14 protein-coding genes are annotated in these 12,920 nt (G+C 71.3%); 8 read left to right on the top strand and 6 right to left on the bottom strand.

Going from position 1 to position 12,920, the window contains the following annotated elements; all coding sequences use genetic code 11:
• Window positions 1–46: 46 nt before the first annotated feature.
• Window positions 47–682: a nucleoside/nucleotide kinase family protein gene (locus ACH4TP_RS09815; RefSeq protein ID WP_389227010.1), complete on the bottom strand. Its 636-nt coding sequence runs from the start codon at window positions 680–682 to the stop codon at window positions 47–49.
• Window positions 683–709: 27 nt separating this feature from the next.
• The gene (locus tag ACH4TP_RS09810; RefSeq protein WP_398436898.1) at window positions 710–2,164 is read right to left on the bottom strand and encodes a YhgE/Pip domain-containing protein; all 1,455 of its coding nucleotides are present in this window, start codon (window positions 2,162–2,164) and stop codon (window positions 710–712) included.
• 156 nt (window positions 2,165–2,320) lie between these two features.
• On the opposite strand from ACH4TP_RS09810, the gene ACH4TP_RS09805 reads away from it, so the two are divergent.
• The 4 genes from ACH4TP_RS09805 to ACH4TP_RS09790 all read left to right on the top strand — a co-directional run bounded on the left by ACH4TP_RS09805 (window position 2,321) and on the right by ACH4TP_RS09790 (window position 6,779).
• Window positions 2,321–3,007: a MerR family transcriptional regulator gene (locus tag ACH4TP_RS09805; RefSeq protein WP_398185638.1), complete on the top strand. Its 687-nt coding sequence runs from the start codon at window positions 2,321–2,323 to the stop codon at window positions 3,005–3,007.
• Between the two features lie 202 nt (window positions 3,008–3,209).
• Complete coding sequence (locus ACH4TP_RS09800) at window positions 3,210–3,617, top strand: VOC family protein (protein WP_389227001.1); 408 nt, start codon at window positions 3,210–3,212, stop codon at window positions 3,615–3,617.
• A gap of 273 nt (window positions 3,618–3,890) precedes the next feature.
• The gene (fusA, locus tag ACH4TP_RS09795; protein WP_398436896.1) at window positions 3,891–5,879 is read left to right on the top strand and encodes an elongation factor G; all 1,989 of its coding nucleotides are present in this window, start codon (window positions 3,891–3,893) and stop codon (window positions 5,877–5,879) included.
• 249 nt (window positions 5,880–6,128) lie between these two features.
• Window positions 6,129–6,779, top strand: a complete 651-nt coding sequence (locus ACH4TP_RS09790; RefSeq protein WP_398436894.1) for a hypothetical protein — start codon at window positions 6,129–6,131, stop codon at window positions 6,777–6,779.
• A gap of 114 nt (window positions 6,780–6,893) precedes the next feature.
• Here the strand turns inward: ACH4TP_RS09790 and ACH4TP_RS09785 are convergent, their stop codons facing one another.
• Window positions 6,894–7,346, bottom strand: a complete 453-nt coding sequence (locus ACH4TP_RS09785; RefSeq protein WP_398436892.1) for an ATP-binding protein — start codon at window positions 7,344–7,346, stop codon at window positions 6,894–6,896.
• Between the two features lie 149 nt (window positions 7,347–7,495).
• Between ACH4TP_RS09785 and ACH4TP_RS09780 the strand changes: the two genes are divergently transcribed.
• The 4 genes from ACH4TP_RS09780 to ACH4TP_RS09765 all read left to right on the top strand — a co-directional run bounded on the left by ACH4TP_RS09780 (window position 7,496) and on the right by ACH4TP_RS09765 (window position 11,314).
• Window positions 7,496–8,329, top strand: coding sequence for a helix-turn-helix domain-containing protein (locus ACH4TP_RS09780; protein WP_398436890.1), 834 nt, complete (start codon window positions 7,496–7,498; stop codon window positions 8,327–8,329).
• Entirely contained in the window at window positions 8,326–8,565 is a 240-nt protein-coding gene (locus ACH4TP_RS09775) for a DUF397 domain-containing protein (RefSeq protein WP_398436888.1), read from the top strand. Before ACH4TP_RS09780 ends, ACH4TP_RS09775 begins: the two co-directional genes overlap by 4 nt.
• Before the next feature lie 265 nt (window positions 8,566–8,830).
• On the top strand, window positions 8,831–10,396 hold the full coding sequence (locus tag ACH4TP_RS09770; protein ID WP_398436886.1) for a glycosyl hydrolase family 18 protein: 1,566 nt from the start codon (window positions 8,831–8,833) through the stop codon (window positions 10,394–10,396).
• A gap of 132 nt (window positions 10,397–10,528) precedes the next feature.
• Window positions 10,529–11,314 carry an SDR family NAD(P)-dependent oxidoreductase gene (locus ACH4TP_RS09765; protein WP_398185657.1) on the top strand — a complete coding sequence of 262 codons (786 nt, stop codon included), beginning with the start codon at window positions 10,529–10,531 and terminating at the stop codon, window positions 11,312–11,314.
• A 28-nt stretch (window positions 11,315–11,342) separates the two neighbouring features.
• Here the strand turns inward: ACH4TP_RS09765 and ACH4TP_RS09760 are convergent, their stop codons facing one another.
• From ACH4TP_RS09760 to ACH4TP_RS09750, 3 genes are all read right to left on the bottom strand, one after another.
• Window positions 11,343–11,975: a hypothetical protein gene (locus ACH4TP_RS09760; RefSeq protein WP_398436884.1), complete on the bottom strand. Its 633-nt coding sequence runs from the start codon at window positions 11,973–11,975 to the stop codon at window positions 11,343–11,345.
• Window positions 11,976–12,149: 174 nt separating this feature from the next.
• Entirely contained in the window at window positions 12,150–12,557 is a 408-nt protein-coding gene (msrB, locus tag ACH4TP_RS09755; protein ID WP_389226977.1) for a peptide-methionine (R)-S-oxide reductase MsrB, read from the bottom strand.
• A 15-nt stretch (window positions 12,558–12,572) separates the two neighbouring features.
• A partial coding sequence (locus ACH4TP_RS09750; protein ID WP_398436882.1) for a glutamate ligase domain-containing protein occupies window positions 12,573–12,920 on the bottom strand: 348 nt, incomplete at its 5' end.

The following is a 12,920-nucleotide window of genomic DNA, read 5'->3' as shown; positions in this document are numbered from 1 at the left end:
ACCTCCCCGCCAACTCACCCTCGGGGCGGGGGCCTTAGCCGTCCCGCTAGCTCATCCTCACGACCAGGTGGGCCCGGTCCCTCCCCCGGGCCACCAGACGGGCGTTGGCCTCGTCGGATTCGTGGACCCAGCGCTCGGCGCGCTCCCGGTCCTTGCCGAAGCGGACGTGCCGCTCGACGAGCCGGGGGACGCGACGACGGGCGTCCAGGTCGAGGTACCAGGCCTCGTCGAGCAGGGGCAGGACCCCGGCCCAGGCCCCCTCGTCGTGCAGCAGGTAGTTCCCCTCGGTGACGACGAGCGGCACCTCCGGCGCGACGGCTATCGCCCCGGCGACGGGCTCCTCCAGGGAGCGGTCGAAGGCCGGGGCGTAGACGGTGGTGCCGGGGACGGGGGTACGGAGCCGGGTGAGCAGCGCCGCGTACCCGGCGGCGTCGAAGGTGTCCGGCGCGCCCTTCCTCCCGGCCCGCCCGAGCCGCTCCAGCTCGGCCTGCGCCAGATGGAACCCGTCCATCGGCACGAGCACGGCGAGCCCGTCGAGCCGGGCGACGAGCCGCGCCGCGAGCGTGGACTTACCGGCCCCGGGCGCCCCGGCGAGGCCGAGGACCCGCCGCTCCCCCGACACGGCCAGCGCCCGCGCCCGGGTGGCGAGCCGGTCGAACTCCTGCGCGTCCATGCGGGGCATTCTCGCACCACCGCCTCCCCCGGGCACTCAGCCGACGGGGACCGGCTGCGCCAGGTGCGGGGTCGAGCGGTGCAGGCCCCGGCGGTCGTAGAGGCGGGTGAAGACGAGGCCGAGGGCGAGCGAGGCGGCGAAGCCGATGCCGACCATGGTCCAGGCGCGGCCGAGTCCGGCGTCGGCCTGTGCCCCGAAGTAGAGGATGGACCGGACGCCGTCGACGACCTGCCGGAACGGCTCGAACTCGGCCAGGAACCGGTAGAAGTCCGGGAGCGCCTGGATCGGAATGGTGGCGCCGGCCGACGGGACGGCCAGGCCGATCAGGACCAGCATGGAGACGATCGGGCCGGGGGTGCCGAAGACGGCGAGCAGGGCCAGCGCGGTGATGCCCATGGCGGCCGTGGCGCAGGTCCCGAAGAGCCACAGCATCGGCAGGTTCGAGGCGTCGATGCCGATGACGCCGACGGCCGCCGCCATGGCGAGCGCGGAGGTCAGCATCGACAGGACGACCATGAGCGCCGAGCAGACCAGGAAGTGGTGCACCCGGGTGGCGTGCTGGAGGGGCTTGACGATACGGAAGGGGCCCTTGTCGCTGGCCGCGTAGCCGAGTGCGGTGTCCACCTGCATGTGGATGACGTTGGCGCCGAGCATCCCGCCGAGGACGAGGACGAGCGCGTAGAAGAAGGCGCTCAGGCCGAGACCGCTGTGCTGTCCGAGGGGGTGCCCCTCCTGGACGGAGACGTGGATGGGGTCGGCGATCATCAGCTGCGCGGCGGCACCGGGCGCGGAGGCGGCAGCTTGCGCGGAGGCGGCAGCTTGCGCGGAGGCGGGGTGCCCGGAGGCGGCCTGCGCGGAGGCGGGCTGCCCAGCAGCTGCCTGCCCAGCAGCGACGTTCCCCGCAGCCGCCTGCGCCTCGGTCGCCCGCGCGGCCTGCGCCGCCTGGTGCGCGGCCGCCTGTCCCAGCTGCTTGCCCACCTCCGCCGAGGTGGTCTCGACGACCTTGCGGTTGATCTCGGTGGCCATGGAGGAGCCGAAGCTTCCGGCCGCCGGGTTGGTGAGGACCGTCATGGTCGGCGGGTGCGGTGTGCGCTGCGCGGGGCCGGCGAGCGCGGCGACGGAGGCGGAGAAGTCGTCGGGGATGACGAGGGCGCCGAAGACCTTGCCCCGGGCGAGCAGGTCGTCGGCGGTGCGGCGGTCGACCTGCTTCCAGTCGACCTTCTCCTTGAGGTCGGCCGCGCCGGTGATCTTCGCGGCGATCTGCGCGCCCAGGTCGATCGGCTTGCCGCCCACCTGGGTGCCCTTGTCCGTGTCGACCAAAGCGATCGGCAGGTCCTTCGTGGAGCCGACCGGGTCGTTGTTGGCGCCCAGGTAGAGCAGGGACAGGACGAACGACAGCAGGCCGAGGATCACCGCAGACGGCAGCCACACGCCGCGCCGGCTCAGCAGCCCGCGTGCGCTCACGCGCAGCGGGTGGGTGGGTTCGGGCATTACAGGGGGCTCCGCTTCGGTGGGGCGTCGTCGCTGCTCAGCGATGACACTAGAAACCTTCACTCTCTAGCTAGAGAGTGGCACTCTCTAGTGGAGCTGTCCATTCGGGGGCCTGGGAGACTGATCACACCCGAAGAGCGTCGAGCGAGAGTGCCCATGAAGATCTCTGACCTGAGCCGTCTGTCCGGAACGCCGGTCGGAACGATCAAGTACTACCTGCGGGAAGGCCTGCTCCCGCCCGGCCGCCCGCTCGGAGCCACGCTGACCCTGTACGGCGACGAGCACGTCCAGCGCCTGCGTCTGATCCGCGCCCTGACCTCCCGTGGCGGCCTGTCCATCGCCGCCACCCGCGACGTCCTCGCGGCGATCGACGAGCCCCTCGACCCGCTCGCCACGCTCGGCGTCGTGCACTACGCGCTGCCGACGCCCGTCGACGCCGCCGAGACGGACGCGGTGGACGAGCAGGCGCCCCGGGTCGACGAGCTCGTACGCGCCATGGGCTGGGACGTCTCCCCGGACTCCCCGCACCGCCGCGCCCTCGCCGCGAGCCTCATGGACCTCAGCCGCCTCGGCGTCGAGTACGGCACCGAGGAGCTGCTGCCCTACGCCGAGCTGGCCGCCGCCGCCGCGAAGCTCGACGTCGACCGGCTCGAAGAGCTCGACGACGCCGAGGACCGGCTCAAGCTCGCCGAGCACGCCGCCATCGTCGTCCTCCTCCTGGAACCGGTCCTGGCCCTGCTGCGTCGCATGGCCCAGGAGAGCGAGACCCGCCGCCGGGCCGCGTGGGCGCGCACGCCCGGGGAAGGGGAGACCGCCGCGACCCCGCCGACCACTCCTCGCTGACGAGGCTGACGAGTCCACCCCTCGCCGACGAGACCACCCCTCGCCGACGCGCCCGCGCCGCGCGGACACGGACCCTCGGGCCGACCCTCCCCCACCCCTCTCCCCGACCCTCGTTCGCCCCCTCCCCCCGCAAGGGTCGTCCCGGCCACGACGCGGGTCGACGCGAATAGATTCCGCCGGTTCCGCGTATTACGTTGAAGAAATGCCGTCCATCGCACTCGTCACTCTCGTCGTCCGTGACTACGACGAGGCCATCGCCTTCTACACCGACGCCCTCGGCTTCGAGCTCGTCGAGGACACCGACCGGGGCGACGGGAGCCGCTGGGTCGTCGTCCGCCCGCGCGGCGCGGCCGGCGTCGGCGGCCTCGGCAACACCGGACTGCTCCTGGCCAAGGCCAAGAACGAGGAGCAGGAGGCCTCCGTCGGCCACCAGACCGGCGGCCGGGTCGGCTTCTTCCTCCACACGGAGGACTTCGCCCGCGACCACGAGCGCATGTCGGCGGCGGGCGTGAAGTTCCTGGAGGAGCCCCGCCACGAGCCGTACGGCTCGGTCGCCGTCTTCGAGGACCTCTACGGCAACCGCTGGGACCTCCTCCAGCCCGCCGAATAAGCCGAACAAGCCGAAGAAGCCGAATAATTCGGTGTCGCCCGCGCGGCGGCGCTCCCTACACTCGCGGCACGGCACACCGACCGGTGTGCCGTGCCGCGAGTGTGTCTACCGAGGAGAGCCGACCGTGCGTACGCGCCGCTTCGACGTGATCCTCGCCTCTCGCTCCGGCCGGTGGCGGCTGCGCGCCCGCCATCGCCGACCCGTGACGTGACGACCTGACCGTCCCGGGAATCGCGCTGCCCCGTACTCCACGCAGCAGCGAAAGGCACCACCATGCGTACCCACAGCGTCCGCAACCTCGGCATACTCGCCCACGTCGACGCCGGCAAGACCACCGTCACCGAGCGCTTCCTCTACCTCACCGGCGCCACCCACAAGCGCGGCGAGGTGCACGACGGCACGACCGTCACGGACTTCGACCCGCAGGAACGGGACCGGGGCATCACGATCTTCGCGGCGGCCGTCAGCTGCGACTGGACGGGCCACCGGATCAACCTGATCGACACGCCCGGTCACGTCGACTTCTCCGACGAGGTCGAGCGCTCGCTGCGCGTCCTCGACGGCGCCGTCGCCGTCTTCGACGCCGTCGCGGGCGTCGAGCCGCAGAGCGAGACCGTCTGGCGCCAGGCCGACCGCCACGGCGTCCCGAGGATCGCGTTCGTCAACAAGCTGGACCGCGCGGGCGCGGAACTCGACAGCGCCGTCGAGTCGATCCGTACGCGCCTCGGCACGGTCCCGCTCCCCGTCCAGCTCCCCATCGGCCGCGAGGACGGCTTCACCGGCGTCGTGGACCTGGTCGGGATGCGGGCGTACGTGTGGGCCGACGGCGCCGACACGTACACCGAGTCCGAAGTCCCGCACGAACTCCGGGAGGAGGCCCTGCGCCGCCGCCACCGCCTGGCGGAGACGGTCGCGGAGCTGCACCCCGGCGCCCTGGAGGAGTTCTACGAAGACAACACCCTCTCCGAGGAGACCCTGACCGCCGCCCTCCGCGACCTCACCCTCTCCGGGGACGCCGTCGTCGTCCTGTGCGGCTCGGCGTACCGCAACCGTGGCATCGAGCCCCTGCTCGACGCCGTCGTCGCGTACCTCCCGGCCCCGTCGGACATGCCGCCCGTGCGCGGCGAGGTCCCGGCGGACCCGCACGCCCCGTTCACCGCGCTCGCCTTCAAGGTGAACGCCACCGCCACCGGCCGCATGACCTACCTCCGCGTCTACGCGGGCACCCTCAGGAAGGGGGACACCGTGCTCGACACCACCGCAGGACGCACGGAACGCGTCTCCCGCATCCTCCGCGTCCAGGCCGACCGCGCGACGGAGGTGGACGAGGCACGCGCCGGCGACATCGTCGCCGTCGTCGGGCCCAAGTCCGCCCGCGCCGGAGCGACCCTGTGCGCCCCGGACGCGCCCCTCGTCCTCGAACCCCCGACGACCGCCGACCCCGTCGTCTCGGTCGCCGTCGAGGCCCGCCGCAGCACGGACACGGGCCGCCTCGCGACGGCCCTCGCCCGGATGACGGAGGAGGACCCCTCGCTCGTCGTCCGGTCCGACCCGGAGACGGGCCAGACGGTCCTCTCCGGCCTCGGCGAACTCCACCTGGAGGTCGCGGTGGAGAAGCTGCGGCGCGACCGGGGCCTTGAGGTCACGGTCGGCCGTCCCCAGGTGGCGTACCGGGAGACGGTGACGAAGGGCGTCACCGGTCTGCTCTACCGGCACGTCAAACAGGACGGCGGCGCGGGCCAGTTCGCCCACGTCGTCATCGACATCGAGCCGACGGACGACGAGTTCGTCTTCGAGTCGAAGGTCACGGGCGGCCGCGTCCCGCAGGAGTACGTCCGCGCGGTCGAGGCCGGCTGCCGGGACGCCCTCGTCGAGGGCCCCCTCGGCGGCCACCCGGTGACGGGCGTCCGCGTCACGCTCACGGACGGCGCCACCCATCCGAAGGACTCCTCGGAGATGGCGTTCCGCACGGCGGGCCGCTTCGCCCTGCGCGAGGCGCTCCGCACGAGCGTCATGACCCTCCTGGAGCCGGTGGCCGAGGTGACGGTCACCGTCCCCGCCGAGTCCGTCGGCTCCGTCCTCGGCGACCTCGCGGCCCGCCGCGGCCGGGTCACGGACCAGACGACCCGCTCCGGTACGGCCGTGGTCTCGGCGACGGTCCCGCTGGCCGAACTCTTCGGCTACGCGTCCCGCCTCCGCGGCCGCACCCAGGGCCGGGGCACCTTCACCACCCGTCCCGCGGGGTACGCCCCGGCCCCGTAGAGGCGTACGAGCGGACAGCTGCGGGCAGGTCGTCGTCTCGGCGGCGACCTGCCCGCAGCCCGTAGGGGCCGCCCCCACAGGAACGGTCGGACCGGGTCGCGCCGATCTCGGCGCGGCTCTCGCCCACGTCACTGGGCCGATCGGGCGGTGTGCCCTTCCTTGCTTTCGGTAGCGGGTTTGTTATGTCCGGAGCGCCGGAATCCTGTGCTTTGAGTGGATCTTGCCCTCCGTACGGAAGGAATCGATGCCATGAAGGGCATCACACAGAGAGTGCTGGTACTTTCCGCCGCTGCCGCGACGGCGGTCGCAGTCAGTGTCGTACCGGCGCCCCTCGCCCAGGCTCGCAGCGAACTTTTCATCCCCCCGCAGATCGGGATCCAGTTCAACCCCGACGGCGACCCCGGCCAGTGCGGCGGAAGAACGGGCGAGCAGTGGAAGTTCCCCGGGGACCCGACCGAAGCCATCCGCTTCGACACGGACTCCCGCCCTGGAGGCTGCAGGCTCGCCTTCGGCATCTACGACCCCGGCAACGTCATGACGGGCGTTTCCGCCACCTACACCTTCAAGGTCACCCCCGGCGGCGACCCCGGCCAATGCGGAAACCAAGGCACCCACAAGTTGCCGATCACGACGACGTCCCCGACCTTCGGCGACGCCATCCGGATCGACACCGACAACCGGCAGGGCGGATGCGATCTCACGTTCGCCCTCACGAGCCCCACCAGCACGTCACTCAACATCAACTACGCCTCGGACGGTGACCGCGCCCAATGCGGAAACGCCCTCCCGCTCCCGGGCGGCTTCAGTCCCGTGGACAACGACCGTGAAATCACCCTCCGCATCGACACCGACGACCGGCCCGGCGGATGCCAACTCCAGCTCCGACTGAACACCTTCTAGCCCGGGCCGCGCCCACCAGGCCGCCCTCCACGTCGCCGCCGTCCCGGAAGGCATCGGCGCGGTCCGTGATCAGCGACGGAAAGGGGACGGCGGCCCCGAGGAGAAAAGTGCCGTTCACGGCACAGCAGTACAGCGGCTGAGGTCGAGCTCGGCCCGCACGGTCTTCCCGACCGGTACTCGGTCGAGCACCGCCCACCGCGAGGCCAGCGCCTCGACGAGCATCAGCCCCCGCCCGCCCTCGTCGAGCGACCCCGGGGCGACGGCGGTCGGCCGTCGCTCGCCCCGGGTGTCGGAGACGTCGATCCGGAGCGACAGCCCGGGCGCGTACGCGAGCGTCAGCTCGAAGTCACGCCCGGGCACCCGTCCATGGGTCACGGCATTCGCGGCGAGCTCGGCGACGAGCAGCCCGGCGGTCTCCGAGACCTCGGAGCCGTACGGCAGCCGCCAACGGTCGAGCTGATGGAGAGCCAGCCGTCGAGCGAGGCGGGCACCACGTGGCGTCGAGCTGAAACGCTGAGTGAACACACGTACGGTAACCGCGTGTTCGCGGGTCACGGGGGAGGTCATGGGGTCAATATGGCGACCCCCAGGCCGAGTTACCAGCTCAGAAACTCGTACGCTGCGCAGCGTACGGGTTCACGCTCTGGACTGTACCGGTGACTATCGGTGAGCCTTGTTCCGTTCAGCGCGAGCACACGGGTACGGGAGGTGGCGGGGTGACGGACGAGGTCCCGAAGGGAAGCGAACCGGAGACGTCGGAGAGCCTGAAGGCTTTCGGGGAAGTGGTCAAGGCCTTCCGCAAACGGGCGGGCCTGACGCAGGAACAGTTCGCCCCGATGGTGGGCTACTCGGTCCCGATGATCGCCTCGATCGAACAGGGGCGGCGTCTGCCGTCGAAGAGGTTCGTGGACCGGTCTGAGGAGGTGCTGGACGCGTTCGGCGTCATCAAGGCGGCGGCGAAGCACCTGACGCGCAAGGCGGGGCTTGCGAAGTGGTTCGAGGAATGGGCGGACCTGGAGCCGCTGGCGGTGACGCTGTACACGTTCGAGAACCGGCTCGTGCCGGGCCTGCTCCAGACGTCCGCCTACGCCCGGACGCTCTTCGAGGAACAGATCCCGGCGATGGGCGACGACAAGATCGAGTCGAACCTGATCCGACGCATGGAGCGGACGCGCATCCTCACGGAGCGCCCTGAGACGATCTTCAGCTTCATCATCGAGGAGCACGTACTGCGCCGCCAGGTGGCTGGACCGGAGGTCATGCGCGAGCAGATCGACCACATCCTCGCCCTCGGCGAGCGGCGCAACATCGACATCCAGGTCATGCCGCAGTCGCGCGGACACCACGCGGGCCTCGACGGCCCCTTGTATCTCCTGGAGACCGAGGAGAACGCCTGGTACGCGTACTGCGAGGGCCAGGAGACAGGCCAGCTCATCTCCGACCCCAAAGTGGTCAGCATCCTCCAGCAGCGATATGCCAGGATGCGGACACAGGCTCTGTCTGTAGAAGCATCCGTGGGCCTGTTGCGGGAGATCCGAGGAGCACTATGAGCACCACTGAACTGGCCTGGTTCAAGAGCAGCTACAGCGGCGGCAGTGGCGATAACTGCGTAGAAGTCGCCCTCTCCTGGCACAAGTCCAGCTACAGCAGCGGCGACGGCGACAACTGCGTCGAGGTCGCCTCCTGCCCCACCACCGTCCACGTCCGCGACTCCAAGCGCCCCACCGGCCCTCAGCTCGCGCTCTCCCCCGCCACTTGGACGGAGTTCCTCGGTCGGCTGGTCTGACGTCCTCCGCACGACCGCACCGGGCGGCCGCCGATCGCGGCGGGCCGCCCGGCACGCGAAGGCGCCTCCGGGGAGCACTCCGTACGCGCGCGATCGGCATGTCCCGGGTGTTACCACTCCATCGAGTGAAGATCGAAAGTTGCCGGACAGATCTGACCAGGCGTCACCCAGGATCGTGCCCTGAGTCCGCGCCGCCGCCTGTTCGTATGCCCGGCGGCCGACATACGCATCGCGTGCGATCGCGCGCGGCTGAGGGGATGTCATCGTGAGTGATCTGGTCAACGCCTCCGACCCGGGTACCGACGTCAACGGCGAGGTGTGGGGCAAGGGAGCGGCAGAGAAGACCTACGAGGTCAACGGCTTCGACCCGGCGAGGGAGGACGTCAAGCTGTCCTACACGCCGCGCCGTGCGGCCAAGACGGTCTTCAACACCTACCAGGGCGGCAACGGCCTGATCCTGTCCGGGTACGTCGCGGCCGACGCCACCTACGACTCCCGCTACGGCCAGCACCCGGGCGACGCCAACGTCGGCTACCAGGAGGGCGGGCCCGGCGCCGACATCGCGCGCATCCCGGCCGGTGCCTTCGACGAACTCGTCGTCGGTGCCGTCGGGATCGTCGGCGACGAAGGCGAGAAGAAGGACGTGATCGACCGCGCGGCAGCCGACTTCGGGATCGCCTCCAGCCAGGACGGCCTGCCGGGTCAGCGCGGCAAGGCCACGTTCACCGACGCCTGGGGAGACGTCCTCGCCTACATCGGCTTCGGCTTCAACGGGTGGTTCAGCAACGACGCCGCCCCCCACTTCACCCAGGACAAGGCGCACGGCCTGCTCGGTGCCGTCGCCGGTCTGAAGAAGAGCAACCCGGCCCTGAAGGTCGGACTGAACGTCGGCGGCTGGGAGATGAGCCAGGCCTTCCACCACGTCGCCGAGGAGCCCGGGCTCCGTACCGCGTTCGCCGACTCGCTGGCCCGGATCTTCCGCGCCTTCCCCATGTTCACCACCCTCCACCTCGACTGGCAGTTCCCGGGCGCCATGGGCGCGTCCGACAACGTGTACGGGCCGGAGGACCCCGAGAACTACGCCCGGCTGATCCGCGAGGTCAAGCAGAAGCTCGACCCGATCGTGCCCGGCGGCGTCGAGATCGCCGTCGCCGTCGCCGGCACCGTCGAGAAGATCAAGGCCGCGAACGTCCCCCTGCTCGTGGACGCCGGCGCCGGGCGGCTCAACCTCCTCGCCTTCGACTTCTTCGGCAGCCCGTGGTCCGACAAGCTCGGCCACCACGCGCCGCTGCGCCGCGATCCCCAGGCTCCCGACGCGCCCAGCGTGGACGACGCGGTGTCGTACCTCATCCAGGACCTGAAGATCGCCCCCGGCGCCATCCACCTCGCGTACGCGACCTCCAGCCGCAACGCCCAGCGGGCGGAGATCGCGTCCACCTCCCCGCTGAAGGGCGGGTACGACCCCTACCCCGGCGCCACCACGGTCGGCACGTTCAAGTCCGGCGAGAGCGAGCCCGCGGACCTCCTGCGCAACTACCTCGACCTGGAGAACGGCGGGGCGCGCAACGGCTTCGCCCTGTACACCGACACCGTCGCCGACGCCGACTTCCTCCACAACCCCGACAGCGGCGTGTTCGTCTCCCTCGACACTCCGCGCACCGTCAGGGCCAAGGCCGAATACGCCCGCGCCCACAAGCTCGGCGGCCTGTACGCCCACCGGGCCGACGCCGACACCGGCCTGCTCGCCAACGCCGCCCGCGAAGGCCTCGGCCACACCGTGACCGGGACCGTCGTCGACATGAAGCCCCTCTACGTCACCGGCAAGAACTGACCCGCCCCGAACCGCCCCGAACGACGGAGGGGCCCGGCCGACCGGCCGGGCCCCTCCTCGTCTGCCTCGCCCCGCGAACACGTGTGCCAGGATGCGTGTACCTGCCCTCCACCGACACGAGGAGCGACATCCATGAGCACCACCCCCGCCGGTTACCTCTCCGGGCTGTTCTCCCTCGAAGGGCGCACCGCCCTTGTCACGGGCGGGAGTTCGGGCATCGGCAAGGCCATCGCGGGGGCCCTGGCGCGGGCGGGGGCGAGCGTGGTGGTCCTGGCCCGGAAGGAGGCCGAGCTCGTCGCGACCGTGGACGAGCTGACGGCCGAGGGGTGCCGGGCGGCGTGGGTGAGCGCCGACCTGAGCACCCGGGAGGGCATCAAGGCGGGGGCGGAGGCGGCCGCGGCCGTGTTCGGCGAGCCGGACATCCTGGTGAACTCGGCCGGGATCAACCTCCGTCCGCCCTTCGGCGAGCTGGGCGAGGAGGTCTGGGACACGACGATGACCATCAACCTGGAGGCCCCGTTCCTCCTCGGTCAGCGCTTCGGCCCCGGCATGGCCGAGCGGGGCTTCGGCCGGATCATCCACATCACCTCCCAGCAGGCCCACCGCGCCTTCGTGCAGAGCGGTGCGTACGGAGTCTCCAAGGGCGCCCTGGAATCGCTGGCCCGCTCGCAGGCCGAGGCCTGGTCCCCGTACGGCGTCACCGCCAACACCCTGGTCCCCGGCTTCGTCATGACCCCGCTCAACCAGCGCCTCTCCTCCGACCCGGAGAAGGTCGCCGCCCTGGCCGCCCGCACCCTGGTCGGCCGCAACGGCCTGGCCGAGGACTTCACGGGCGCGGCGCTCTTCCTGGCGAGCGCCTCCTCGGCGTACGTGACGGGCCAGTCCCTGTTCGTGGACGGCGGCTTCTCCGTCCACTGAGAGGGTTCCCCCACTCGGGGGGCGGCGGTCAGCCTCGGTTGATCGTCTCGCAGGTGTTCGTGACCGTGTCCAGGGTCGCGAGGTCCGCCGTGACGGTGTCGTTGCCGCCCTCGCACTCGACGCGGTCGTAGCCGCCGTTGCGGCTGACGATGGTGTCGTTGCCGGCGAGGCCCCGGAAGGTGGCCTGGGTGGGGCGGGTGGGCCAGCCGTCGGGGTCCACCAGGTGGTCGTCGGCCGTACCGCCGACCAGGATGTCCCGGCCGGGTCCGCCGTCGAAGTCGACGGGGATGTTCAGGTCCGCCCCGGCCGCGAGCCGGTCGTCCCCGTCGCCGCCGTCCGCGTGGATGCCGGTGATGCCGGCGATCTCCCCGCAGGTCGCCGTCTGCGGGCTGGTCTGCGTACAGCCCGGGCCCGCGGTGATGCCGCCCGGGTCGGACACCCGCAGGAGCGGCGCGGTGGCGACGTAGAAGGTCACCCGGTTGGCCGCCCCCGCCACCGGCACGAACGTGACGGTCCCGCCGGAACGGCTGACCGTACCGGTGCCGGCGACGGGGTCGGGACCGGGACACGCCACGGCGGAGGTCGCGGACAGCAGCGGAATGGCCAGTGCGGCGGCCAGCACGGGCATGACGACGCCACGGCGCCCACGGTCGGTACACAAACGCATTCCTGACTCCCATCCAGATGTCCGAGATCTCTGATATCTCGGATAGCTCCAGAAACGCACTCTTGATGCGCTGTCAGGGGATGTCAAACGCAGATGCCCCCGCCCCCGGGGTCTCTCCGGGGGCGGGGGCGGGGCCGGACGGCCGTGTCAGCCCTTCTCGGGTCGCTGTCAGCCCTCCTCGGGCTCCAGCCGCAGCGAGATCGAGTTGATGCAGTACCGCTGGTCCGTCGGGGTCGGGTAGCCCTCGCCCTCGAAGACGTGGCCAAGGTGGGAGCCGCAGCGGGCGCAGCGGACCTCGGTGCGGATCATGCCGTGAGAGGTGTCGGCGATCAGCTCGACGGCGCTGCTGTCCTTCGGGTCGTAGAAGGACGGCCAGCCGCAGTGCGACTCGAACTTCTCGTTCGAGGTGAAGAGCTCCGCCCCGCAGGCACGGCAGGAGTAGACGCCCTTCGTCTTGGTGTCGGTGTACTCACCGCGGAAGGCGGGCTCCGTGCCGGCCAGCCGGAGCACCTGGTACTCCGCCGGGGTCAGCTGGGCCTGCCATTCCTCGTCCGGCTTCTCGACCTCGTACGCCATCGTTCGTCCACTCCCTCAGTTCGACAGGCGGGCGAGGATCTTCGGACCGAGGTCCGTGACGTCGCCCGCGCCCATCGTGAGAACGAGATCGCCGGGGGCGGCCATTCCCGCGATGACCTCGGGGACGGTCTCCTTGTCGTGGACGGCCGTCACCGCGGCACCGGCCCGCTCGGCGGCGGCGATGATCAGCTCGCTGGTGATGCCCGGGATCGGGTCCTCGCGGGCCGGGTAGATGTCGAGGACGACGGAGGCGTCCGCGAGGGCCAGGGCGTCGCCCATCTCCTTGCCCAGCTCCTGGGTGCGGGAGAACAGGTGCGGCTGGAAGACCACGAGGAGGCGGGAGGCCCCGGCGGCGCCCCGCAT

It is taken from the genome of Streptomyces sp. NPDC021012 (genome assembly GCF_044333355.1).
Lineage (GTDB): Bacteria > Actinomycetota > Actinomycetes > Streptomycetales > Streptomycetaceae > Streptomyces.
The sequence above is the reverse complement of the archived record's forward strand: the minus strand, read 5'-3'. Positions and strand labels throughout refer to the sequence as shown.

Excerpts from the sequence above, each read along its gene's own strand:
- ACH4TP_RS09815 (WP_389227010.1), bottom strand. The coding sequence starts at position 682 with ATGCCCCGCATGGACGCGCAGGAGTTCGACCGGCTCGCCACCCGGGCG.
- ACH4TP_RS09810 (WP_398436898.1), bottom strand. The coding sequence starts at position 2,164 with ATGCCCGAACCCACCCACCCGCTGCGCGTGAGCGCACGCGGGCTGCTG.
- ACH4TP_RS09805 (WP_398185638.1), top strand. The coding sequence starts at position 2,321 with ATGAAGATCTCTGACCTGAGCCGTCTGTCCGGAACGCCGGTCGGAACG.
- ACH4TP_RS09800 (WP_389227001.1), top strand. The coding sequence starts at position 3,210 with ATGCCGTCCATCGCACTCGTCACTCTCGTCGTCCGTGACTACGACGAG.
- fusA (WP_398436896.1), top strand. The coding sequence starts at position 3,891 with ATGCGTACCCACAGCGTCCGCAACCTCGGCATACTCGCCCACGTCGAC.
- ACH4TP_RS09790 (WP_398436894.1), top strand. The coding sequence starts at position 6,129 with ATGAAGGGCATCACACAGAGAGTGCTGGTACTTTCCGCCGCTGCCGCG.
- ACH4TP_RS09785 (WP_398436892.1), bottom strand. The coding sequence starts at position 7,346 with ATGACCTCCCCCGTGACCCGCGAACACGCGGTTACCGTACGTGTGTTC.
- ACH4TP_RS09775 (WP_398436888.1), top strand. The coding sequence starts at position 8,326 with ATGAGCACCACTGAACTGGCCTGGTTCAAGAGCAGCTACAGCGGCGGC.
- ACH4TP_RS09765 (WP_398185657.1), top strand. The coding sequence starts at position 10,529 with ATGAGCACCACCCCCGCCGGTTACCTCTCCGGGCTGTTCTCCCTCGAA.
- msrB (WP_389226977.1), bottom strand. The coding sequence starts at position 12,557 with ATGGCGTACGAGGTCGAGAAGCCGGACGAGGAATGGCAGGCCCAGCTG.